General features: G+C 69.9%; 17 protein-coding genes and 1 tRNA gene. 5 read left to right on the top strand and 13 right to left on the bottom strand.

What is annotated here, in order from left to right; all coding sequences use genetic code 11:
* Nucleotides 1-5: 5 nt before the first annotated feature.
* Nucleotides 6-1,301, bottom strand: coding sequence for an HNH endonuclease signature motif containing protein (locus tag H7694_RS07415; RefSeq protein ID WP_193598869.1), 1,296 nt, complete (start codon nucleotides 1,299-1,301; stop codon nucleotides 6-8).
* 129 nt (nucleotides 1,302-1,430) lie between these two features.
* Here H7694_RS07415 and H7694_RS07420 point away from each other — a divergent pair, with 129 nt between their 5' ends.
* Nucleotides 1,431-1,703, top strand: coding sequence for a GNAT family N-acetyltransferase (locus H7694_RS07420; protein ID WP_193598870.1), 273 nt, complete (start codon nucleotides 1,431-1,433; stop codon nucleotides 1,701-1,703).
* A gap of 25 nt (nucleotides 1,704-1,728) precedes the next feature.
* Here H7694_RS07420 and H7694_RS07425 read toward each other — a convergent pair whose 3' ends face one another.
* Nucleotides 1,729-2,811 (bottom strand): DNA polymerase IV, encoded by a 1,083-nt coding sequence (locus H7694_RS07425; protein ID WP_193598871.1) that lies wholly within the window; start codon nucleotides 2,809-2,811, stop codon nucleotides 1,729-1,731.
* A gap of 86 nt (nucleotides 2,812-2,897) precedes the next feature.
* Here H7694_RS07425 and H7694_RS07430 point away from each other — a divergent pair, with 86 nt between their 5' ends.
* Complete coding sequence (locus H7694_RS07430; RefSeq protein ID WP_413782929.1) at nucleotides 2,898-4,226, top strand: MFS transporter; 1,329 nt, start codon at nucleotides 2,898-2,900, stop codon at nucleotides 4,224-4,226.
* A 41-nt stretch (nucleotides 4,227-4,267) separates the two neighbouring features.
* Here the strand turns inward: H7694_RS07430 and H7694_RS07435 are convergent, their stop codons facing one another.
* The 7 genes from H7694_RS07435 to polA all read right to left on the bottom strand — a co-directional run bounded on the left by H7694_RS07435 (nucleotide 4,268) and on the right by polA (nucleotide 13,213).
* The gene (locus tag H7694_RS07435) at nucleotides 4,268-4,963 is read right to left on the bottom strand and encodes an arginase family protein (RefSeq protein ID WP_193598872.1); all 696 of its coding nucleotides are present in this window, start codon (nucleotides 4,961-4,963) and stop codon (nucleotides 4,268-4,270) included.
* Between the two features lie 62 nt (nucleotides 4,964-5,025).
* Nucleotides 5,026-5,769: a formylglycine-generating enzyme family protein gene (locus H7694_RS07440; RefSeq protein ID WP_193598873.1), complete on the bottom strand. Its 744-nt coding sequence runs from the start codon at nucleotides 5,767-5,769 to the stop codon at nucleotides 5,026-5,028.
* Nucleotides 5,769-6,476 (bottom strand): YczE/YyaS/YitT family protein, encoded by a 708-nt coding sequence (locus H7694_RS07445; protein ID WP_227468338.1) that lies wholly within the window; start codon nucleotides 6,474-6,476, stop codon nucleotides 5,769-5,771. The genes H7694_RS07440 and H7694_RS07445 overlap by 1 nt, the downstream gene beginning before the upstream one ends.
* An 11-nt stretch (nucleotides 6,477-6,487) precedes the next feature.
* On the bottom strand, nucleotides 6,488-7,243 hold the full coding sequence (locus H7694_RS07450; RefSeq protein WP_193598874.1) for an SGNH/GDSL hydrolase family protein: 756 nt from the start codon (nucleotides 7,241-7,243) through the stop codon (nucleotides 6,488-6,490).
* A 111-nt stretch (nucleotides 7,244-7,354) separates the two neighbouring features.
* On the bottom strand, nucleotides 7,355-8,707 hold the full coding sequence (locus tag H7694_RS07455) for an MFS transporter (protein ID WP_193598875.1): 1,353 nt from the start codon (nucleotides 8,705-8,707) through the stop codon (nucleotides 7,355-7,357).
* 114 nt (nucleotides 8,708-8,821) lie between these two features.
* Nucleotides 8,822-10,495: a DUF885 domain-containing protein gene (locus H7694_RS07460; RefSeq protein WP_193598876.1), complete on the bottom strand. Its 1,674-nt coding sequence runs from the start codon at nucleotides 10,493-10,495 to the stop codon at nucleotides 8,822-8,824.
* Between the two features lie 84 nt (nucleotides 10,496-10,579).
* Nucleotides 10,580-13,213 carry a DNA polymerase I gene (polA, locus tag H7694_RS07465; RefSeq protein ID WP_193598877.1) on the bottom strand — a complete coding sequence of 878 codons (2,634 nt, stop codon included), beginning with the start codon at nucleotides 13,211-13,213 and terminating at the stop codon, nucleotides 10,580-10,582.
* A 93-nt stretch (nucleotides 13,214-13,306) separates the two neighbouring features.
* Here polA and H7694_RS07470 point away from each other — a divergent pair, with 93 nt between their 5' ends.
* A complete protein-coding gene (locus H7694_RS07470; protein WP_193599121.1) occupies nucleotides 13,307-13,678 on the top strand; it encodes a hotdog fold thioesterase in 372 nt (123 codons plus the stop codon).
* A 34-nt stretch (nucleotides 13,679-13,712) separates the two neighbouring features.
* On the opposite strand, the gene H7694_RS07475 is transcribed toward H7694_RS07470, so the two are convergent.
* Nucleotides 13,713-14,342: an ANTAR domain-containing response regulator gene (locus tag H7694_RS07475; RefSeq protein WP_193598878.1), complete on the bottom strand. Its 630-nt coding sequence runs from the start codon at nucleotides 14,340-14,342 to the stop codon at nucleotides 13,713-13,715.
* Between the two features lie 101 nt (nucleotides 14,343-14,443).
* On the opposite strand from H7694_RS07475, the gene H7694_RS07480 reads away from it, so the two are divergent.
* Nucleotides 14,444-14,526, top strand: a tRNA-Leu gene (locus H7694_RS07480).
* A gap of 121 nt (nucleotides 14,527-14,647) precedes the next feature.
* Nucleotides 14,648-15,550, top strand: a complete 903-nt coding sequence (locus H7694_RS07485) for a CPBP family intramembrane glutamic endopeptidase (RefSeq protein WP_227468339.1) — start codon at nucleotides 14,648-14,650, stop codon at nucleotides 15,548-15,550.
* Between the two features lie 75 nt (nucleotides 15,551-15,625).
* Here the strand turns inward: H7694_RS07485 and pyk are convergent, their stop codons facing one another.
* From pyk to gltB, 3 genes are read right to left on the bottom strand one after another with little or no spacing between them, the layout of a single operon-like run.
* The gene (gene pyk / locus H7694_RS07490; protein ID WP_193598879.1) at nucleotides 15,626-17,074 is read right to left on the bottom strand and encodes a pyruvate kinase; all 1,449 of its coding nucleotides are present in this window, start codon (nucleotides 17,072-17,074) and stop codon (nucleotides 15,626-15,628) included.
* A 56-nt stretch (nucleotides 17,075-17,130) separates the two neighbouring features.
* The gene (locus tag H7694_RS07495; protein ID WP_193598880.1) at nucleotides 17,131-18,597 is read right to left on the bottom strand and encodes a glutamate synthase subunit beta; all 1,467 of its coding nucleotides are present in this window, start codon (nucleotides 18,595-18,597) and stop codon (nucleotides 17,131-17,133) included.
* A complete protein-coding gene (gene gltB / locus H7694_RS07500; protein ID WP_193599123.1) occupies nucleotides 18,590-23,110 on the bottom strand; it encodes a glutamate synthase large subunit in 4,521 nt (1,506 codons plus the stop codon). The genes H7694_RS07495 and gltB overlap by 8 nt, the downstream gene beginning before the upstream one ends.
* Nucleotides 23,111-23,210: the final 100 nt, after the last annotated feature.

The following is a 23,210-nucleotide window of genomic DNA, read 5'->3' on the forward strand; positions in this document are numbered from 1 at the left end:
TATTGCTAACTTGCGCCGTTGTCGGTGTGGGTCTCACCGCCCAGCGCGTAGTCCCTGACGTGATGGAGTTCGCACCAGGTCGCCGGAATCGTGCAGCCCGGGATGATGCAGCCGCCATCTCGCGCGACGATGGCCCGTCGCTGCAGAGCGTTGAAGACGCGGGCCGACGTTCCGAGACCGACGATGCGGCCGTGCTCATCGAACAGCACGCGCTGGACGCCACCGGCACAGCCGACTTGGGCTGCCACTCGCATCGGCACCGGCACGTCGGTGCCGGAGACATCCGCCCAGCCCTCCCCCGACGCGTAGTCCTCCGCGTCGACCGTGACGACGAGGGTCGGGGCGGCTCCACCCAGATCCGGCAGCTCCCCGCCACGGGCCGCAGCCATGAGGATCGTTGCGAAGGCGTCGTGCTGCTTCTGCAGCCGACTCCGGTCGTCGAGCGGTACGAGCGGGTCCTCTGACGGATCCTGTTGCGAATCGACGAAGTGCACGCCCGGCGGAGCCGCGACCGGCTCCACGCGCGGATTGAGCAGACTGTCCCACATCAGGCTCAACTGTGCGGCGACCTCGGGCAGAAGGTAACCCCGGATCGGCACGCACCCGTCGCGCTTCGCACCCAGTCCCAACCCGCGCGTGCGCGAAGCGAGGTCATCTCGCGGTTCGGCCCCGTCGGGATCGAGATACGCGGCCAGCACATGTGCCAGCTGCCCCAGTTCGTCCGGCGTCGGTGCAGGTGCCCGCTCGCCCTCCGGAACAGGTCTGGCATCGGCGTCCGTCAGTATGCCACGGGCGAACGCGCCCAGCTGCCTGTCCGCGTCGATGCGCTGCTCCAGTACGAGCCGACCGCGGCTTGCCTCGATCGGCTCGACCGCGGCCAGGAATCCGGCCACGCCGATGACACCTTCGTGAAGCGCGCCTCGCAGGCTGTCGTACTGAGCCGGGAGGTACTCCCCCGCACTGATGCCACGGATGCGCGCGGTGAATCCCGCGACCTTGACCAGCCGGTTCGACGCCGTGCGGTCGATGCGCAGCGCCATCCGCAGCAGGTCGGCCGGCCGATCGCATCCATAGCTGCTGGTGAGCCGCTCGGCGCGCAGTCCCTCCGATCGTTCGCGGATGTGTACGGTCGTCTCGACCTGCACAGCCTCGGTGCCCCGCTGGATGCGCCCCGACACCTCCAGCAGTCGCACCTGGTCGGCATCGCTGAGGCCGGCGAACTCGTCGGATGAGAACGCCTCGGCGAGCATCGACGCATACCGCGCCTGCCACTGCTCCAACCGATCGACGATGTTCTCCATGGATTCCATTCAACCGGCGACCACCGACATTCGAACATCCTTACGCCGCAAACCTTAAACCCCAGGTTGAACCGATTTCCGCCACCCCGGCTCGCGCCGCTGATCCTGCGTTCACGGCAGGATGAAGGCATGCTGTCACCGCGGCACTGGACCGCGGCGGCACACCGCGGCCGCGGCCGGATGCCCACCGCCGTGCGGCTGGTCGCGGATTGGATGCTGACGGATCTGGACTTCGAGCGGATCGAGCTGCGGATCGCGCCCGGCAACCACGCCTCGAACCGGGTCGCTGAGAAGGCCGGGTTCCGGTTCGAGGGCGTCGCCCGCAACGCCGGGTTCACCGACGCGGGACGCACCGACCTCGCGGTGCACTCGCTGATCCGCGCGGATCTCGACGCCGGCTGACGACCGCGTCAGCGCCCCCCGCCTCTCAGATCCTCCCCCGCACCGGTGTGCGATCCACGGGGACGCCTCCCTCGGGCATCGCCATCTCGGCCCGCACCCCCAGCAGCCGCACCTCCCGCTCACCATCCAGTCCGGCGCTCAGAGCGAGCGCGGCAGCCACGAACTCCGAGGCGCTGCTGACCGGCGCCGGCAGCTTGTGGCCGAGCGTGCGCGTCTCGAACGGCGCGTACCGCACCTTCAGATGCACTCGCACAACCGGTCTCCCTTCGGCCGCGCAGTCCTCGAAGGCCGCCTGCGCCAGCTCGCGCAGGGCGCCGTCGATCTCGTCGCGCGTCGAGAGGTTCTGCGGGAACGTGGTCTCCCTGCTGTGGCTGCGGGCGACCCACGGCGTGTCGTCGACGACCGCCGGACCGCGGCCGAACCCGAGACCGTGATACCAGACGCCCATCGTCGGCCCGAACTCGGCCACGAGCTCCGCCTCATCGGCATCCGCCAGTTCGCGGACAGAGCGGATGCCGTGATCGGCCAGGCGACTCTGCACCCGAGCGCCGATGCCCCACAGCTCACGCGTCTCCCTCTCCCCCATCACGTCGAACCAATTCGCGTCCGTCAGGCGGAACACGCCCCTCGGCTTGCCGAATCCTGTCGCGATCTTGGCACGCACCTTGTTGTCGCCGATGCCGACCGTGCACTGCAGCGCGGTGGCGTCCAGCACGGCCTGCTGGGCGGCTCGCGCGAGCGACTCGGGGTCGTTGGTCGTCGCGCCGAGAAAGCACTCATCCCAACCGATGATCTCCACCACCACGTCCGGCAGAGTGCGCAGCGCCGCCATGACCTGCGCCGACACCTGCTCGTAGGCGGCATGGTCGACCGGCAGGAACACCGCGTCATCCGGCGCTCTGCGTAGCGCGATCTTCATCGGCATCCCCGATCCGATCCCGTACGCGCGGGCCTCGTACGACGCGGTGGACACCACCGCGCGCTCCCCCGGCGCGCCGGTGCCGCCGACGATCAAAGGACGCCCGGCCAGTTCGGGATGCCGCAGCACCTCCACCGCCGCGATGAACTGGTCCATGTCGACGTGCAGCACCCAGGGCACCGGAGTCATGAGTCGAGTCTGCGCTCCGGCGCAGGATCTGTCACGCCGCATCCGCGTGACGCTCACCGGCGCCGCCGAGCGCTAACCTGGGTCGAGTGACCGCCACTCCCCTCGCCCGCTCCACTCCCGGCTGGCGTGCCTGGCTGATCTGGTCCGTCGCCGTCGCCGCATACGTGCTGGCGATCACCAACCGCAGCTCGCTGAGCGCGGTCGGTGTCGACACGGCCGAACGGTTCCAGGCGGATGCCGCCACGCTCTCGCTCTTCGCTGTCGTGCAGCTCGCCGTCTACGGCGGAATGCAGATCCCGATCGGGGTGCTGCTGGACCGCTACGGCTCGCGTCCGATCATGGTGATCGGGATGCTGCTCATGGCCGCCGGGCAGTTCGTGATGGCGGTCTCCCCCAGCATCGGCGTCGCGATCGTCGCGCGTGTGCTGCTGGGCGCCGGCGATGCCGCCATCTTCCCCGCCGTGCTGCGACTGGTCGCCACGTGGTTCCCCGCACAGCGCGGGCCGCTGATGGTGCAGATGACCGGCATCTCGGGGCAGGCCGGTCAGCTGGTCGCCCTGCTGCCTCTGGCCGCGCTGCTGCACTCCACCAGCTGGACCATCACCTTCGGCAGCATCGCCGGACTCGGGGTGCTCTTCGCGATCCTCGTGTGGGCGATCGTGCGCAACCACCCGCCCGAGACATCCGCCGACGTCACGGTCAACACCGAGACCGGCCTCGTGCGGGTCGTCACCTCCACGGTCGACACCGGGGTCGGCATCCGCGCCGCGTGGGCACACCCGGGCACCCGGCTCGCCTTCTGGTCGCACTTCAGTACGCCGTTCGCCGGCACGGCCTTCCTGCTGCTGTGGGGCATGCCCTACCTCACCACCGGCGAGGGGCTTTCGGGGGCTGCGGCAGCCGGACTGCTCTCACTGAACGTCATCGTGGCGATGGTGCTCGGACCGATCCTCGGTGAGCTGTCACGCCGCATCCCGCTGCGGCGCTCCCTCGCGCTCGTGCTTCCCAGTGTGGGCGTGCAGGTGATCGCCTGGCTCGCGGTCGCGCTGTGGCCGGGACCGGCGCCGATCTGGCTGCTGATCGTGCTCCTCGTGTGCCTGGCGGCGGGCGGCCCCGCATCGATGATCGCGTTCGACCACGCGCGCACGCACAACCCGGTGCACCGCCTGAGCACCGCCACCGGGGTCACCAACTCCGGCGGGTTCCTCGCCGCACTGACGGCGATCTTCCTGATCGGCCTGACCCTGGACCTGCAGGGCGCCGGAACCCCGGACACCTACGCGCTGGAGCCGTTCCGCGTCGCCTTCCTCACCCAGGTGCCCCTCTGGGTGCTCGGAGCCACGATGATCATCATCGAGCGCAAGCGCACCCGCATCCGCATGGGAGTCGACCCTGAGCGCAGGCGACGGTCCTGACCCGTCCGTCGCCCTGAGTCTCAGCGGCAGAGCCTCAGCGCTCAGAGGCGCAGCGCGAGGAACGTCTCGAGGATCAGCTCGACGCTCACCCGGGCGGGCACCTCGCTGTCGCCGTCCTCGAACTCGGCGAGCTCGACGCCGCGCACCTGCTCCGGTGACAGCGCGGCGAAGATCCCTGCGATCCGGTGCGGCAGCAGCCCCTCCCCTACCCGATAGGCGGCCGGGATGTACCCCGGCTCGAGCACGTCCCAGTCGACATGGATCCACACGTCGCGCCCCGCGACGATCTCGGCGACCCGCGCAGGCGTGCTCTCGGCCGGTGCCAGCACCGTGATGCCGTGAAGGTCGAGCAGCTGGTACCCCGACTCAGTGGTCTGCGGAGTGTTGAAGTCGCCGTGCGCATCGATCCAGAGCACGACGGCGTCCGGGAATCGCTCGGCGACGGTCGGGAGCGTCCCGATGCTCGCCCCGCAGGCGTTGGTGGCAAGGACCGGCACGCGGCCGGCATCCAGGGCGTCACGCATCGTCTCGCATAGGGCGACGAGGGTGCCGGATGCCGCCGGCAGGCTCTGCGACCAGTCATCCGTCGCCGCCGCCGATGGCGTTCCGACGATGCGCGGATCGACGGACAGCAGCGATGCCAGCGCCTCACCGGTCCGCCGCGCGCCGGGCAGCGCGCCCGTGGTGCGGTCGCCCACACGTCCCTGCGAGATGATGACGTCGACGTCGCGTGCCATGGGTGTTCTCCTGCTCTGCTGATGTGATCGCGGCCGTGGGCGCGCGTGACTCGGACCGCTGCTCAGCGGCGCGGTGTCCAGCCGAACGGACGTGGTCCCCCGCGTCCGCCGCGTTCGGCATCCGCCCGCGCCGACCATCCCTGGGCGGCGTCGACCGCGTCGAATCCGCCGCGCGCGAGCCGCATCCCGACGTCGTCGTGATGCATCCGGGGTGCGCCGCCGCGGCGCGTGGATGCTCGCACGCTCCACGCCTCGTCGGCGAAGCCACCACCGCGGAAGACGCGGTAGTCGTCGTAGCGTTCGGGGTCGAGGAGGTCCCAGCACCACTCCCACACGTTGCCGAGCATGTCGAACAGTCCGTTGAGGTTCGGCAGGCGACCGCCGACATCCTGCGGCGAGGTGACGCCGTCGGCGGCCGTCCACGCCACCTCGTCGAGCGGGCCGTAGTGCGGCCCCGTGGAACCTGCCCGGCACGCGTGCTCCCCCTCGGCCTCGGTCGGCAGGCGGTAGCCGTCGCTGTCGACGTGCCAGGTGACGTCCTCGCCGTCGTAGCTGTACGCGGGATCCAGTCCCTCCCACTCCGAGGCGGCGTTGCAGAAGCGGATCGCACGCAGCCAGCTGAGGTCGCCTGCGGGGCGCCGCGGATGCTGCGACGGGACGCCCAGCAGCTCGGCGAAGAGCTCTTCGGTGACGGGGAACATGCCGATCTCGAACGACTCGAGCTCGACTGTTCTGTGCTCCTTGCGCCGCGCATCGTGCAGCGTGACCGTGCCGCCGGGGATGCGGCGCATCTCGGTGAGTTCCATCAGCCGCCCACCGGGTCGCCGCACAGCTCGTCGTCGGCCTCCGGCCGCCGATCGGCCGGCCCGTTCACTGATCGCGGCCGAACGCCGGCCTGCGGCGGACGCACCTCGAAGATGCGCATGAAGTACTGGCAGAGCGGGCCGATCAGCAGCGCGAAGGCGACCGTGCCGACACCGACGTTCCCGCCGAGCAGCCACCCGATCGCGACGACCGTGACCTCCAGCGCGGTCCGGACGACCCAGATCGGGAAGCCGAGCACACGATGAAGGCCCGTCATCAGCCCGTCCCGCGGGCCAGGGCCGAAATGGGCACCGATGTACAGGCCGGTGGCCGCTGCGAGCACGGTCAGCCCGACCGCGAAGTAGATGACGCGCAGCCAGAGCAGGTCGGTGATCGGGATGAGCAGGAACCCGGCATCGGCTGCAGGACCCACCAGGAGCGCGTTCAGGATCGTGCCGATACCCGGCTTCTGGCGGATCGGGATCCAGATCAGCAGCACGATGCCGCTGACGATGATCGTGATGGTGCCGAAGCTCAGCGGCACGTGCCGCGAGATGCCCTGGGTCAGCACGTCCCACGGCGCGGCACCGATCATGCCGCGGATGATGAAGGCGATGCCGATGCCGTAGAGGAACAGCCCGACCATCAGCTGCACGATGCGGCGGGGCAGCCGACGTCCCGCGAAGCGGCTCACTGCGGACCGGCTCACTGCGGACCGGCTCACTGCGGAACCCGTTCCGACCAGGCCGCGTACTTCGCGGTGCGTCCGTCGCCGGACGAGGTGCGCGTGACGCGGCGCCGGATCCACGGGCCGACGTGGTCACGGTAGTAGGCCAGCCCGCCGGGCCCGGCGACGGGATGCTCCGCGGGCGCCCACCAGTGCTCAGGCGGCTCGTAGCCGAGCGCGTGCAGCACGCGTGCGGCCACCCGGTGGTGCCCGTTGGCGTTCATGTGCAGCCGGTCATCCGACCAGTACTGCGGGCGCGACAGTTCGGCATCCGGCCAGTTCAGCGCACGGATGACGCCAGGTCGCTTCTCGATGCGCCGCAGCACGGCCGCGGACAGCTCGTCGCCGCGACGCTGCACCATACGCCCCATCGGCAGCCGCCCGCTCGGGTTGGCGCCCGACAGCACGATCAGCTGCACGCCCTCCTCATCGCAGCGCCGCATCACCCGCGAGAACGCGTCGGCGATGTGCTCGATGTCGGCGTTGGGCCGCAGCATGTCGTTGCCGCCGCCGTTGAACGACAGATGCGTGGGTCGCAGGGCGAGCGCAGGCTCGAGCTGCTGCTCGACGATCGGCCAGGCCAGACGCCCCCGGATCGCCAGATTCGCGTACTGGATCGGATGCCCGGCGGCGTCGGCCCAGCCCTGTGCCACGATGTCGGCCCAGCCGCGCACGCGGCCGTCGGGAAGCTCGTCTCCGACCCCCTCGGTGAAGGAGTCGCCGATCGCTGCGAAACGCACTGACACCATGCTCTCAGCCTATGGCCGCGGCGCACCCGCCGGGTTCGCCCGAACGGGCGGCGTCGGTCGTCTCAGCGCTCGTCAGTGCCGTCGCCTCAGCACACGTCGTTGACCGTGGCCTCAGCGCTCGTCGAGCGCCGCGCCCCGCCGGTCGATCAGGCCCCACGCCGCGACGGTCGCGACCGCGAAGAACGCCGAGAACACGACGAAGGCGAGTGGCGCCCCGCCCTGCGCCAGCAGCACGGGCACGAGCAGCGGCGCGATGATCGACGCGATCCGCCCGACACCCGCCGCCCAGCCGGCGCCGGTGGCACGCAGGGATGTCGGATAGATCTCCGGCGTCACTGCGTACAGCGCGCCCCAGGCGCCGAGGTTGAAGAACGACAGCGCCATCCCGGTGCCGATGATCATCCCCTCGCTGCCGGCGATGCCGAACAGGATGGCCGAGACGGCGGATCCGGCCAGGAATACCGAGAGGGTGAGCCGGCGCCCCCACACCTCGATCAGCCAGGCCGCCACCGCGTACCCGGGAAGCTGGGCGAGCGTGATGATGAGGGTGAACCCGAAGGACTTGACCAGGTCGTACCCGGCTTCGAACAGGATGCTCGGGATCCAGATGAACGCGCCGTAGTAGGCGAAGTTCACGCAGAACCACACCGTCCACACGCTCGCCGTGCGCAGCCGGAACTCCGGCGCCCACAGCATCCGTACCCGGCCCGACGACGTGACGGCGAGGCTCTCGCGCACGGGTTCCTTGCGCAACGACGGAGTGCGCTGCAGCGCCGCGTCGACCTCGAACGACGACACGATGCGGTCGGCCTTCGCGATCCGGCCGCGGGACGCGAGCCAGCGCGGCGACTCGGGCAGCCCCCAGCGCACGACCAGTGCGTAGGCGGCGGGGACGGCGCCGAGTGCGAACGCCCATCGCCAGCCGTTCTCGGATGCCGGGATGACGAAGTAGCCGATCAGTGCGGATGCCGTCCACCCGACCGCCCAGAAGGCCTCGAGGATGACGATGAGCCGGCCGCGGATCGCGGCGGGAGCGAACTCGCTCACGTAGGTCGACGCGACGGGCAGCTCGGCGCCGAGGCCGAGTCCGACGAAGAAGCGCAGCACGAGCAGCATGGCCACACCGCCGACGAGGGCGCTGGCACCGGTGGCGACGCCGTAGACGAGCAGCGTGATCGCGAACACCTGACGCCGGCCGAGCCGGTCGGCGAGCAGCCCGCCGACGCTCGCCCCCACGGCCATGCCGATGAAGCCCACCGAGGCGATCCACCCGGTCTCAGCCGGGGTCAGCGACCACTGCTGGGCGAGCACCGCGATGATGAACGAGATGAGCCCCACATCCATCGCGTCGAGGGCCCATCCGACCCCCGAGCCGGTCAGGACGCGCAGGTGCGAGCGCGTGAACGGCAGCGCATCGAGCCGTGCGGCTATCGTCGAGCGACTCGCGATCGAGGGTTCGGACATGTTCTCATCGTAGAACCGCAGCAGTCGCGTCGCCGGTGCGTGTCGCACCGACGACGCGACTGAGCGGCCGAGGGCCGGAAACAGCCGGGAAACCGAATCAGCCGAGGAACTGAATCAGCCGAGGAACACCGTGCGGAGGGTGTCGAGCCCGACGCCGCCGATGTCGAGGGCGCGCTTGTGGAACTCCTTGAACGAGAACGCCTCGCCCTCGCGCTCGCGCACGGCATCCCGCACCTGCTCCCAGATCCGCTGCCCGACCTTGTACGACGGCGCCTGACCGGGCCAGCCCAGGTACCGGTTCACCTCGAACCGGCGGAACTCGTCGGACATGTTCACGTTGCGGCGCATCATCTCCAGCGCGTAGTCGTGGTCCCAGACGCCGGATCCATCCAGGCGCTGCTTGCCCAGGTGCACGCCGATGTCGAGCACCACGCGCAGCGCGCGCAGACGCTGGCCGTCGAGCATGCCGAGGCGGTCGGCGGGGTCGTCGAGGTAGCCGAGCTGCTCCATCAGCCGCTCGGCGTACAGCGCCCACCCCTCGGCGTGACCGGAGGTGCCGGCGAGCACACGGCGCCACGTGTTCAGCTCGGCCCGGTTGTACGTCGCCTGCGCGATCTGCAGGTGGTGGCCGGGAACGCCCTCGTGGTACACCGTGGTCAGCTCGCGCCAGGTGTCGAACTCGGTCACGCCCTCGGGCACCGACCACCACATCCGTCCCGGGCGGGAGAAGTCGTCCGTCGGGCCGGTGTAGTAGATCCCGCCCTCCTGGGTGGGGGCGATCATGCACTCCAGCGCGCGGATCTTCTCCGGGATGTCGAAGTGGGTCGCGCCGAGCTCGGCGATGGCACGGTCGCTGGTCTCCTGCATCCAGCGCTGCAGTTCGTCGGTGCCGTGCAGCTTGCGGGCCGGATCCGCCTCGAGGTGGGCGACGGCCTCTTCGACGCTCGCGCCTGGCAGGATCTCGTTCGCGATAGCCTCCTGCTCCGCGATCATCCGGGCGAGCTCCTCGCGGCCCCAATCGTAGGTCTCGTCGAGGTCGATGGTCGCTCCGAGGAAGCGGCGCGAGTTCAGCGCGTACAGCTCGCGGCCCACGGCATCCTGTTCGGTGGCCGCCGGCGCGAGCTCATCGGTGAGGAACGTCCGCAGCTCGTCGTAGGCGACCCGTGCCGCACCGGAGCGGTCGGCGAGGTCCCGGGCGAGGGAAGCAGGCAGCTGGCCCTCCGCCGGGGCGGCGTTCGCCGCGAAGTCCGCGAAGAATCCGTCGCCGGCGGTGTAGCGGGCGATCTGGACGGCGACCTCGTCGACTTGCCTGCGGGCGGGGACGACACCCTGCTGGATGCCCTCGCGCAGCGTGTCGATGTAGCCCTTCAATGCGGCGGGCACCGCGGCGAGTCGCTCGGACACGACGGACCAGTCGTCGCTCGTCTCGGTCGGCATCAGGTCGAAGGCCTGACGGAACTCCTGCGGAGCGGAGGCGATGACGTTGAGGTCGCGCAGCTGCCACTGCGCCTCGTGCAGCTCGATCTGCAGCCGCAGCTCGGCGGAGAGGTCGGTCTTGGTGACCTCGTCGATCGGGTCGGCGGCCTCGAGTGCGTCCAGCTCGGCCAGCGCGCTGCGCGCGGCCGAGACCGAGCGCTCGTGGCCCTCGGGGCTGACGTCGTCGAGCCGGCCGTTCGCCTCATTGCGTCCGATGTACGTGGCGAGCACGGGTGAGAGCTCAGCCAGGGTGTCGACCCATCGTTCGGCGACCTGGTCGATCGCGGACGGGGTACGGGGTTCAGCAGTCATGCAGACGAGCCTAGCCCCGCGCCCCGGCCTGCCCCGGGAGCGGCGGGCGGACGCGGACCGAGCGTGCGGCCTCGTTGTACTGACCTAGTGCGCGGCCTCGTTCCAGTCGCCGCCGCGGCCGACCTGCACGTCCAGCGGCACGGACAGATCCGCGGCACCGGCCATCCGCTCGCGGACGATCCGCTCCGCGGCGTCCCACTCACCCCCGGCCACCTCGACCACGAGCTCGTCGTGGATCTGCAGCAGCACCCGCGAGCGCATGCCGGCGTCACGCAGGTCGGCGTGGATGCGGAACAGCGCGATCTTCATGATGTCGGCCGCGCTGCCCTGGATCGGTGCGTTGAGCGCTGCGCGCTCGGCATTCTCGCGCAGCACGCGGTTCGGGCTGCTGAGATCGGGGAACGGCCGGCGGCGGCCGAAGATGGTCTCGGTATAACCGTCTTCCTTCGCCCGCAGCACCGATGCGCGCAGGTAGTCGCGCACGGCGCCGAATCGCGCGAAGTACTCCATCATCAGCTGCTTGGCCTCGGACTGCTCGATGCGCAGCTGCTTGGACAGTCCGAAGGCGCTCAGCCCGTAGACGAGGCCGTACGACATGGCCTTGACCTTGGTGCGCATCGCCGGGGTCACGTCCTCGGGCTGCACCCCGAAGACCCGGGCGCCGACGAAGCGGTGCAGGTCCTCACCGGAGTTGAACGCCTCGATGAGGCCCGCATCGCCGGACAGGTGCGCCATGATGCGCATCTCGATCTGCGAGTAGTCGGCGGTGAGCAGGGTCTCGTAGCCCTCCCCCACCTGGAACGCGCTGCGGATGCGACGCGACTCCTCGGTGCGCACCGGGATGTTCTGCAGGTTCGGGTCGGTGCTCGAGAGCCGGCCGGTCTGGCTGCCGGTCTGCACGTAGGTGGTGTGCACGCGGGCGTCAGCGGCGATCGCGGTGTCGAGCGACTCGATGATCTGGCGCAGCTTGGTCGCCTCACGGTGCTGCAGCAGCAGGGCGAGGAAAGGATGCGGGTGGGTCTCCTGCAGATCGGCCAGCACCGCGGCATCCGTCGAGTAGCCGGTCTTGGTCTTGCGCGTCTTCGGCAGCTGCAGATCTTCGAACAGCACCTCCTGAAGCTGCTTGGGCGAGCCGAGGTTGAACTCCCGCCCGACCAGGGCGAACGCCTCGGCCGCGAGAACCTCGGAACGGGCCAGCAGCTCACCGGAGAAGCCCGAGAGCACCTCGTGCGAGACCGCGACGCCCGCGACCTCCATGTCGGCGAGGGCGATCAGGGTGGGCAGCTCGATGTCGACGAGCACGGATGCGACCGACTCGGGCATCGCCTCGCGGATGGCATCCGCGGTCCGCAGTGTGAACCACGCCTCCTGCGACGGCGTGGCGCCGTCGGTCTCGGGCACGAGCTGCGTCGGGTCCGCCTCGGGCAGCTTCTCGTCCAGGTATCGGCCGACCAGGTGACCGAGGGTCTTGTCGGGGAAGCTCGGACGCATCAGCCAGCCGGCCAGCAGCGTGTCGTAGGCGAGCCCGCCCAGGCGGATGCCGTCGGCCAGCAGTGCCTTCAGCTGCGGCTTGGCGTCGTTGAGCACCTTCGGTGCATCGGATTCGAGCCACTCCCGCAGTGCTGCCGCCGCCTCGTCGTCCCAGGCGCCCTCGCGCAGATCCGCGGCGTCGGCGAACCCGACGCGGGAGATCGCCCCGCCGGCGGTGACCAGGCTCACCGCGACCTCGCCGGAACGGGTGCGCAGCCACTCGGCCATGTCGCTCGCCGAGGACTCCACCGGGGTGGGGATCTCGACGGTGGGCGCGTCGTGCGTGGGCTCATCACCCGCTCCGACGGCCTCGAAGACGCGCGGCAGCAGGGTGCGGAACTCCAGCCGCGCGAAGATGTCGCGCACGGCCTGCGCGTCGATGGGGGCGACCGCGAGGTCGTCGGGCCCGACGGGCAGCTCGACGTCGTTCAGGAGCCGGTTCAGCTTGCGGTTGCGGCGCACGTCGTCGATGTGGTCGCGCAGGTTTCCGCCGACGACGCCCTTGATCTCGCCGGAGCGTTCGAGCAGCTCGTCGAGGCTGCCGAACTGCGTCAGCCACTTCACGGCGGTCTTCTCCCCCACCTTGGGCACACCCGGGAGATTGTCGCTGGTCTCGCCGACGAGGGCCGCGATGTCGGGGTACTGCTCGGGGCGCACCCCGTAGCGCTCCTGCACGGCGACCGGGTCGTAGCGCTTGAGCTGCGAGACGCCCTGCACCGACGGGTACAGCAGGGTGACCTCGTCGTTGACGAGCTGGATCGTGTCGCGGTCGCCGGAGACGACGAGGACGTCGTAGCCCTTCTCGGAGCCCTGCTTCGCCAGCGTCGCCAGGATGTCGTCGGCCTCGATGCCCTCCTGAGTGAGGACGCGGATCGACATCGCGGCCAAGCAGTCCTGCAGCAGCGGGATCTGCCCGCGGAACTCCTGCGGCGTCTCGGAGCGGGTCGCCTTGTACTCGGGGTACTCATCGGTGCGGAAGGAGTGCCGCGAGGTGTCGAAGGCGATGGCCATGTGGGTCGGCTTCTCGGCCTTGATGAGGTTCACCAGCATCGACAGGAAGCCGTAGATGGCGTTCGTGTGCTGGTTGTCCCTGGTCGTGAAGTTCTCGACCGGAAGGGCGAAGAACGCCCGGTACGCGAGCGAGTGGCCGTCGACGACCATGAGGGTAGGCTTTGCGGAGTCCGTCACTCTGCAAGCCTAACGAGAGCGACGGACACTCACCGAGGAGGATGCGTGGGACAGACCCGGACGAGCGGCCTGGAGTGGGCGACGGCGCGCGGCATGGGCGCGCTCGCGGAGAAGATGGGGATCGAGTTCACCGAGTTCTCCGTCGAGCGCAGCGTCGCCACGATGCCGGTCGAGGGCAACACGCAGCCGGTCGGGCTGCTGCACGGCGGGGCCTACGTCGTGCTCGGCGAATCGCTCGGCTCGATGTCGGCGAACCTCCACGCGGGTCCGGGACGGCTGGCCGTCGGCGTCGACATCAACGCCACCCACACGCGTGCCGCGACCTCGGGGATCGTGACCGGAGTGTGCACTCCGATCCATCTGGGCCGCAGCGTCACCGTGCACGAGATCGTCGTCACCGACGATCAGGGCCGGCGCTGCTCGACGATCCGCATCACGAACATGATCAAGGACGTGCCCGCCTGAGCGGGACACGTCCTTGATCGATCGGCTCGGGCCGTCAGGACTTCTTGGGAGCCAGCTGCTCGATGATCGCCTTGGCGACATCCTGCATGGTCAGTCGGCGGTCCATCGACGCCTTCTGGATCCAGCGGAACGCCTCGGGCTCGGACAGGCCCATCTTCTCGTTCAGCAGGCCCTTGGCACGGTCGACGAGCTTGCGGGTCTCGAAGCGCTCGACCATGTCGGCGACCTCGGCCTCAAGCGTGATGATCTGCTCGTGGCGGGCCAGGGCGATCTCGATCGCGGGGAGCAGGTCGTTGGGCGTGAACGGCTTGACGACGTACGCCAGGGCGCCGGCCTCGCTGGCGCGCTCGACGAGCTCCTTCTGGCTGAACGCGGTCAGCAGAACCACCGGAGCGATGTTCGCCTTGTGCAGTCGCTCGGCGGCACTGATGCCGTCCAGCTGCGGCATCTTCACGTCCATGACCACCAGGTCGGGACGCAGCTCGGTGGCCAGCTGCACCGCCGTCTCGCCGTCGCCGGCCTCGCCGACGACGTCGAAGCCGTTGTCGCGGAGGATCTCGACGATGTCGAGTCGGATCAGCGATTCGTCCTCGGCGACGACGACGCGTCGCGGTGCGGATGCCGTGGGCTGCTCAGCCGGTTCTGCCTGCTCTTGCTCGGTCACGCAACCAGTCTAGACGAGAGCGGCGCGCGACCCTGTGCAGGAACCCGCCGAACGCGCCGGACGGGGCGCGCTCCTGCGCTAAAGTCGTAGACGCACTACGCGCCGGCGTGGCGGAATGGCAGACGCGGAGCACTCAAAATGCTTTGTCCGTGAGGACGTGTGGGTTCGAGTCCCACCGCCGGCACCGTCTCTCGGCATCCCTCCGCGGTGCTACCGAGGTTTCCCTCCCCAGTGTGATGTCCCCGCGCCGTGGCATCCGTAACGTGCTCCTCGACCGATTGGCAGCACCGAGGAGAGCGACTGCGATGAACATTCCCCAGATCATGAAGCCGGCCCGGACCACGAAGCCGGGCCATACGCTGAAGCGGGGCCGGCCCATGAAGCCGGCCCAGACCCGCCTGGCAGGCCGGCCCCGAGCGCGAGCGGCCGTCCTGGTCGCCGGGTTCGCGATCGTGATGCTCGCGGCGAACTCGACCGCCGCGTCGCTCGAGAACCCGTTCGCGGCGCTGCTGATCGGACCGCTGCTGGCCGTGCTCGTGCTGTGGCTGTACCGTTTCGCGGTGCGGCGCCTCGAACACCGCGAGGTGGGAGAACTGGCTCCCCGCGGCGCGGCGCGCATGACGCTTGCCGGCTTCGGCGGCGGTCTGCTGCTGGCCGCCATCACCATCGCGGTGCTCGCGGCGTTCGGCGGCTATGAGATCACGGGCTGGGGATCGCTCAGTGGCGCGCTGAGCGTGATCGGGATGATGTGCACGATCGCCGTCGCGGAGGAGGTGCTGTTCCGCGGGGTGATCTTCCGGCTCGTGCAGGGGCGATGGGGCAGCTGGATGGCACTGGGCGTGTCGGCGGTGCTCTTCGGACTCGTGCACCTGGTGAACCCCGGTGCGACGGTCTGGGGCGCGATCGCCATCGCGATCGAGGCCGGACTCATGCTCGGCGCCGCCTACGCGGTGACCGGCAGCCTGTGGCTGCCGATCGGCCTGCACCTGGGCTGGAACATCGCCCTGGTCGGGATCTTCGGCACGGTCAGCTCGGGCAGCGAGGCGAGCGGCGCGCTTGTGAACGCGAGCACGTCGGGGCCCGCCTGGCTGAGCGGCGGATCCTTCGGGCCCGAGGCCAGCATCGTCGCCGTGATCGTGTGCTCGATCGCCACCGCAGCACTCCTGGTCATCGCCCGCCGCCGCGGACGCCTCGTCGGCTGCCCCTGAGCGGAACAGCGACACGCGGCCGCGACAGACGCGAAGAGAGGGCGAAGCCGAAGCTTCGCCCTCTCTTCGCGTGAGTCAGACGCCGGACTTGTAGACCGGTGCCGCCCCGCCCACGGCATCCCCGACCTTGTGGACGCGGATGTCGTTGGTGGAGCCGATGATCCCGGGAGGAGATCCGGAGATGACGACGACGCGGTCGCCCTCCTGCGCCAGGCCGGCGCTGAGAAGGTAGTCGTCCACCTGGTGGAACATCGCGTCGGTGTGCTGCACCATGTCGACCAGCGTCGACTGGATGCCCCAGGTCAGCGCCATGCGGCGGCGAATCCCGGGCAGCGGCGTGAACGCCAGCATCGGGATGCGCGAACGCAGCCGCGAGAGCCGGCGGGCGGAGTCACCGGACTGCGTGAACACGCAGAGGAACTTCGCCTCGACGAACTCGGCCACCTCGAGCGCGGCGAGCGTGATCGCCCCGCCCTGCGTGCGCGGCTTGGTGGTCAGCGGGTCGATCCGCTCCAGGCCGTGCTCCTCGGTCGACTCGATGATGCGCGCCATCGTCTCGACGACCACGATCGGGTACTCCCCCACGCTGGTCTCGCCCGAGAGCATCACCGCGTCGGCGCCGTCGAGCACCGCGTTGGCGACGTCCGAGGTCTCGGCGCGGGTCGGGACGGGGCTGGAGATCATCGACTCGAGCATCTGCGTGGCGACGATGACGGGCTTGGCGTTGCGGCGGGCAAGCTCGACGGCACGCTTCTGCACGATCGGCACGGCCTCGAGCGGCAGCTCGACGCCCAGGTCACCGCGGGCGACCATGATGCCGTCGAACGCGTCGACGATCTCCTCGAGGGCGTCGACGGCCTGCGGCTTCTCGATCTTCGCGATGACGGGGATGCGAACCCCCTCCTCGGTCATGATCTCGTGCACGCGGTCGACGTCGCTCGCGTTGCGCACGAACGACAGCGCGATGATGTCGGCGCCGGTGCGCAGACCCCAGCGCAGGTCGTCCTCGTCCTTCTCGCTCAGCGCGGGGACGTTGACGGCGACACCGGGCAGGTTGATGCCCTTGTTGTTCGAGACCGCTCCGGCCACGATGACGCGCGTGGTCACGACGGTGCCGTCGGTGTCGACGACCTCCACGCGCACCTTGCCGTCGTCGATCAGCAGGAAGTCACCGGGCTTGACGTCCTGGGGCAGGCCCTTGAACGTGGTGCCGCAGATCTCGCGGTTGCCGATGATGTCCTCGGTGGTGATCTTGAAGATGTCACCGACGGCCAGCTCGTACGGGCCGTCCTCGAAGCGACCCAGGCGGATCTTCGGACCCTGCAGGTCGACGAGCACTGCCACGGCACGGCCGGCATCCTCGGCGGCGCGGCGCACGTTGGCGTAGTTCGCCTCGTGCACCGAGTAGTCGCCGTGGCTCAGGTTGAGCCGGGCGACGTCGACACCGGCCTCGATCAGAGCACGGACCGTTTCATAGGTCGAGGTTGCAGGCCCGAGCGTGGCCACGATTTTCGCGCGTCTCAACGGCTTCTCCAGGGTAGGAAGGGAAAGGGGGATCTGGCGACGCTGCCGCGCTCAGCCTACGCGGGCTGAACGTTCAGCGCGACATCCGTTGCGGCGACCGGTGCGGGAAGCACCGTTGACCCCATCAGGTCACGGTCGATGGCGGATGCCGCCGCGCGGCCCTCTGCGATGGCCCACACGATCAGCGACTGCCCGCGGCCGGCGTCGCCGGCCACGTACACGCCATTCTCCGACGACACGTAGCGTGCATCGCGCTGGAACACGCCACGTTCGGTCACGGCAGGCACGTCGCGGTCGCCGAGCACCTCGGCTTCGGGGCCGGTGAAGCCCATGGCGATGAGCACGAGGTCGGCGGGGATCTCGCGTTCGGTGCCGCTGCGCGGCACCCGGCGTCCGTCCACGAACTCGGTCTCGGCCACCCGCACGGCGCGCACGGCCCCGGCCTCGTCCGAGAGGAACTCCACGGTCGACGCCAGGTAGGTGCGCTCCCCGCCCTCCTCGTGTGCGGACTGCACCTCGAACAGGGTGGGCATCGTGGGCCACGGCTGGTGCTCGGGGCGCTCGCTGGCGGGCTGACGCCCGATGGCCAGGTTGGTGACGCTCAGCGCGCCCTGGCGGTGCGCGGTGCCGATGCAGTCGGCGCCGGTGTCACCGCCGCCGATGACCACCACGTGCTTGCCCTTGGCGCTGATCTGGTTCGGCACGGCATCGCCCGCGACCGCACGGTTCGACTCGACGAGGTACTCCATCGCGAAATGCACGCCGGGCAGGTCTCGGCCCGGGATCGGCAGATCACGCGGCACCGTCGATCCGGTCGCGATCAGCACGGCGTCGTAGCGGGCGCGCAGGTCGCTCCACGAGATCTGCCTGCCGATCTCGACCCCGGCACGGAACCGGGTGCCCTCCTCCTGCATCTGACGCAGGCGGGCATCGAGGTGGCGCTTCTCCATCTTGAAGTCCGGGATGCCGTAGCGCAGCAGCCCGCCGATGCGGTCATCGCGCTCGTACACGACCACGGTGTGGCCGGCTCGGGTGAGCTGCTGTGCGGCGGCGAGACCCGCGGGTCCCGAGCCGATCACGGCGACGGTCTTGCCGGTCAGGCGCTGCGGCGGGCGGGGCTCCACCCAGCCGTGCGCCATGGCCTCGTCGATGATCGACACCTCGATCTGCTTGATGGTCACCGCGGGCTGGTTGATGCCCAGCACGCAGGCGCTCTCGCAGGGGGCCGGGCACAGCCGACCGGTGAACTCCGGGAAGTTGTTCGTGGAGTGCAGCCGGTCGATCGCCGCGCGGCCCTCGTCGCGCCAGGTGAGGTCGTTCCACTCCGGGATGAGGTTGCCCAGCGGGCAACCGGAGTGGCAGAACGGCACACCGCAGTCCATGCATCGTCCGGCCTGCCGGCGCAGCACGGCACGGTCGCCTGGTTCGTAGACCTCTTTCCAGTCCATGATGCGCACCGGCACCGGGCGGCGGGCCGGCAGCTCACGCTGTGTGGTCTTCAGAAAGCCTTTGGGGTCAGCCACCGGTCACCTCCAGGATCCGGGTCCAGATACTCTCATCGTCGGGGTCGACCCCGGCGATCTCCGCCTCCTGGCGGATCGACTGCACGGCCGCGAAGTCGCGCGGCAGCACCTTGACGAACGACGTGCGCACGGCATCCGCGTCCTGCAGCAGACCGGATGCCAGCGGCGATCCGGTGCGCTCGGCGTGCTCGGCGAGCAGACGCTGCACCACCTCGACGTCCAGGTCGTCGAGACCGCCGAGCGTCAACTCGCCGCCGGCCAGCGCCTCGGCGTTGACCTGCGCCTCGCGCAGGCCGTGCACGTAGGCGACGCCGCCGGACATCCCCGCTCCCAGGTTGCGCCCGGTGGTGCCGAGGATCACCGCCACGCCGCCGGTCATGTACTCCAGGGCGTGGTCGCCCACGCCCTCCACCACGGCGGTGGCGCCGGAGTTGCGGACGAGGAACCTCTCCCCCACCACACCGGAGATGAACATCGTGCCGCCCGTGGCGCCGTAGCCGATGACGTTGCCGGCGATCACGTTGTCCTGCGGGGCGAAGGACGCCTCGCGGGACGGGCGGATGACGATGTCGCCTCCGGACAGCCCCTTGCCGACGTAGTCGTTCGCGTCGCCCTCCAGCCGCAGCGTGATGCCCGAGGGCAGGAACGCGCCCAGCGACTGACCGGCGGTGCCGCGCAGTGTGACGTCGATCGTCTCGCGGGGCAGGCCCGCCGCCCCGTAGCGCGAGGTGACGTGATGGCCGAGCATCGTGCCGACCGCGCGTTCGGTGTTGCGGATGGGCAGGTCGATCCGCACCGGCTCGCCGTTGTCGAGGGCATCCCCCGACAGGGCGATCAGCGTGGTGTCGAAATGCTTGTCGAGCTCATGGTCCTGCGGCCTGGCGCTCTTGCGCGGCTCGCCGGCCGGGAACACCGGTCCCTCCAGGATCGGCGCGAGGTCGAGCCCTTCGGTCTTCCAGTGCCGGACGGCGGCGTCGGTGCGCAGCAGTTCGGTGCGTCCCACGATCTCGTCCAGTGACCGGAAGCCGAGGGCGGCGAGGTGCTCGCGCACCTCCTCGGCGATGAATTCCATGAAGTTCACGACGAACTCCGGCTTGCCGGTGAAGCGCTCGCGCAGCAGCGGGTTCTGCGTGGCCACGCCCACCGGGCACGTGTCGAGGTGGCAGACGCGCATCATGATGCAGCCGCTGACGACCAGCGGCGCGGTGGCGAAGCCGAACTCCTCAGCACCCAGCAGGGCGCCGATGATGACGTCGCGACCGGTCTTGAGCTGACCGTCGACCTGCACCACGACGCGGTCGCGCATCGCGTTGAGCATGAGCGTCTGCTGCGTCTCGGCCAGCCCCAGCTCCCACGGGGTGCCGGCGTGCTTGAGCGAATTCAGCGGGCTCGCGCCGGTGCCGCCGTCGTGACCGGAGACCAGCACGACGTCGCTGAGCGCCTTCGCGACGCCCGCCGCGACCGCGCCGATGCCCGACTGGCTGACCAGCTTCGTGTGGATGCGGGCCCTGGGGTTGGCGCGCTTGAGGTCGAAGATCAGCTGCTTGAGGTCTTCGATCGAGTAGATGTCGTGGTGCGGCGGCGGCGAGATCAGGCCGACGCCGGGCGTCGCGTGACGGGTGCGCGCCACCCACGGGTACACCTTCTGCGGGGGCAGCTGACCGCCCTCGCCGGGCTTGGCGCCCTGCGCGAGCTTGATCTGCAGGTCGTCCGCCTCGGTGAGGTACTGGCTGGTCACGCCGAACCGGCCCGAGGCCACCTGCTTGATGGCGCTGCGGCGTTCGGGGTCGACCAGGCGGTCGGGGTCCTCGCCGCCCTCGCCGGTGTTGGACTTGCCTCCGATGCGGTTCATCGCGATGGCGAGCGTCTCGTGCGCCTCCTTCGAGATGGAGCCGTAGCTCATCGCCCCGGTCGAGAAGCGCTTGACGATCGCGCTGACCGGCTCGACCTCGTCCAGCGGCACGGGCGGCCGCTCGCCGACACGCAACTCGAACAGCCCGCGCAGCGTCTTCAGCTCGCGTGCCTGGTCGTCGACGAGCTTCGTGTACTCGCGGAAGATGTCGTACCGGCGGGTGCGCGTGGAGTGCTGCAGCCGAAACACCGTGTCGGGGTTGAACAGGTGCGGGGAGCCGTCGCGCCGCCACTGGTACTCGCCACCGGTCCACAGGCGCTCGTGGGCGCGGACCGCCTCGTCCTCGGGGTAGGCGAAGTCGTGGCGGGCCTGGTTCTCGGCGAACACGTCCTCGATGCCGATGCCGCCGAGCTTCGTCTCGGTGCCCGTGAAGTAGGCGTCCACGAGTTCCTGACTCAGGCCGATGGCCTCGAACACCTGCGCGCCCGCGTACGACGACACGGTCGAGATGCCCATCTTCGACATGATCTTCAGCACGCCCTTGCCGAGCGCGTAGATCAGGTTGCGCACCGCCTTCTCGGGCGTGATCCCGGTGATGTAGCCGGTGCGCACCAGGTGCTCCACCGTCTCCATGGCCAGGTACGGGTTGACGGCCGAGGCGCCGTAGCCGATGAGCGTGGCGACGTGGTGCACCTCGCGCACGTCACCGGCCTCGACGACCAGGCCGACCTTCATGCGGTTCTCACGCCGGATGAGGTGGTGGTGCACGGCGGCGACCATCAGCAGCGACGGGATCGGAACGAGGTCCTTGTTCGAGTCGCGGTCGGAGAGGATGATCAGCTCGGCGCCGCGCTCGATGGCGGCATCCGCCTCGGCGCACATCTCGGCGAGCCGCTCCTGCAACGTGTGGGGACCGGCGTCGAAGTGATAGAGCCCGCGGATGGTGGCGCTCGATCGGCCGGGCAGGGCCCGGTCGATGTGGCGCAGCTTCGCCAGCTCGTCATTGTCGATGACCGGGAAGTCCAGGCTCACGGTCTGCGCGTGGTCCGCTCCCCAGCTCAGCAGGTTGCGCTCGGGGCCCAGCCCCAGGCGCAGGCTGGTGACGACCTCTTCGCGGATCGCGTCCAGCGGCGGGTTCGTCACCTGCGCGAACTGCTGCACGAAGTAGTCGAAAAGCAGGCGGGGGCGGTCGCTGAGCACCGCGATCGGTGCGTCGCTGCCCATGGCGCCGAGCGGTTCGACCCCGTTCTGCCCCATCGGGGTGAGCAGGATCCGCACCTCCTCCTCGGTGTAGCCGAAGGTCCGCTGCCGGCGGGTGATGGATGCCGCGGGGTGCACGATGTGCTCGCGCTCGGGCAGGTCCTCCAGGCGCACCGCGCCCTGGTCCAGCCATTCCTGCCACGGGTGCAGGGTCGCGAGGTCGTGCTTGATCTCCTCGTCCTCGACGATGCGGCCCTGTGCGGTGTCGACGAGGAACATGCGGCCGGGCTGCAGGCGTCCGCGGCGCTTGATGCGCGCGGGCTCGAACTCCAGCACTCCGGTCTCGCTGCCGATGACGACGAGCCCGTCGGTGGTCTCGGTCCAGCGTCCCGGGCGCAGCCCGTTGCGGTCGAGGGTCGCGCCGACCTGGGTGCCGTCGGTGAAGATCAGCGCGGCCGGGCCGTCCCACGGCTCCATCTGGTTGGAGTGGTACTCGTAGAAGGCGCGCAGCTCCGGGTCGAGGTCGGTCTGCTTCTCCCAGGCCTCGGGCACCATCATCATGATGGCGTGCGGCAGGCTGCGCCCGGTGAGGGTGAGCAGCTCGAGCACCTCGTCGAACGATGCCGAGTCACTGGCACCCTCGGTGCAGATCGGCAGCAGCGGGCGCATGTCGCCCAGCAGCTCGGACTCGAGCTGCGACTGGCGGGCCCGCATCCAGTTGCGGTTGCCGCCGACGGTGTTGATCTCGCCGTTGTGGGCGAGCATCCGCAGCGGCTGCGCGAGCGGCCACGACGGGAAGGTGTTGGTCGAGTAGCGCGAGTGCACGACGGCGAGCTCCGAGGCGAAGCGCTCATCCTGCAGGTCGGGGTAGAACGGCTCGAGCTGCAGGGTGGTGACCATGCCCTTGTACCCGAGCGTGCGGGCGGAGAGCGAGACGAAATAGGCACCGAGTTCGTGGCCGGCGCGCTTGCGCAGCCGGTAGGCGATCCGGTCGAGCGCCAGGCCCGATCCGGCGTCGCGGCCCGAGAGCCCCGGGCGGGAGACGAACAGCTGCTCGAAGGCGGGGCGGGCCTCGTCGGCGAGCTTGCCGAGGTGCTCGTTGGCGGTCGGGACGACGCGCCAGCCGAGGACGACGAGTCCTTCTTCAGCGGCGATGCGCTCGATGCCGGCCTTCTGCTCGCGGCGGGCGCTCGACTCCCGAGGGAGGAACGCGAGGCCTGCGGCGTACTCGCCGACCGGGGGGAGATCGAAATCAGTGACCGAACGGAGGAACGCGTCCGGCATCTGGGTCAGGATGCCGGCGCCATCGCCGGTGCCGGCGTCAGAGCCGATCGCACCGCGGTGTTCCAGGTTGCGCAGCGCTTCGAGCGCCAGCGCGATGATGTCATGGCCGGGTTCCCCGCGGAGCGTTGCGACCATGGCCAGGCCGCAGGCATCCTTCTCGTGGGCGGGGTTGTACATCCCCTGCTTCGGGGGGTAGGCGCCGGAGGCGCCGTAGGGAGGCTGGAAGTACACCAGTCACCGTCCTCAGTGTTGTAGGTGAAACCGGGGACAGCGTTGG

The organism is Microbacterium sp. YJN-G (genome assembly GCF_015040615.1).
Lineage (GTDB): Bacteria > Actinomycetota > Actinomycetes > Actinomycetales > Microbacteriaceae > Microbacterium.

Coding starts and splice junctions, on each gene's coding strand:
- H7694_RS07485 (WP_227468339.1), top strand. CDS start 14,648: ATGAACATTCCCCAGATCATGAAGCCGGCCCGGACCACGAAGCCGGGC.
- H7694_RS07455 (WP_193598875.1), bottom strand. CDS start 8,707: ATGTCCGAACCCTCGATCGCGAGTCGCTCGACGATAGCCGCACGGCTC.
- H7694_RS07450 (WP_193598874.1), bottom strand. CDS start 7,243: ATGGTGTCAGTGCGTTTCGCAGCGATCGGCGACTCCTTCACCGAGGGG.
- gltB (WP_193599123.1), bottom strand. CDS start 23,110: ATGTACAACCCCGCCCACGAGAAGGATGCCTGCGGCCTGGCCATGGTC.
- H7694_RS07435 (WP_193598872.1), bottom strand. CDS start 4,963: ATGGCACGCGACGTCGACGTCATCATCTCGCAGGGACGTGTGGGCGAC.
- H7694_RS07460 (WP_193598876.1), bottom strand. CDS start 10,495: ATGACTGCTGAACCCCGTACCCCGTCCGCGATCGACCAGGTCGCCGAA.
- H7694_RS07440 (WP_193598873.1), bottom strand. CDS start 5,769: ATGGAACTCACCGAGATGCGCCGCATCCCCGGCGGCACGGTCACGCTG.
- H7694_RS07415 (WP_193598869.1), bottom strand. CDS start 1,301: ATGGAGAACATCGTCGATCGGTTGGAGCAGTGGCAGGCGCGGTATGCG.
- H7694_RS07420 (WP_193598870.1), top strand. CDS start 1,431: ATGCTGTCACCGCGGCACTGGACCGCGGCGGCACACCGCGGCCGCGGC.
- H7694_RS07470 (WP_193599121.1), top strand. CDS start 13,307: ATGGGCGCGCTCGCGGAGAAGATGGGGATCGAGTTCACCGAGTTCTCC.
- H7694_RS07425 (WP_193598871.1), bottom strand. CDS start 2,811: ATGACTCCGGTGCCCTGGGTGCTGCACGTCGACATGGACCAGTTCATC.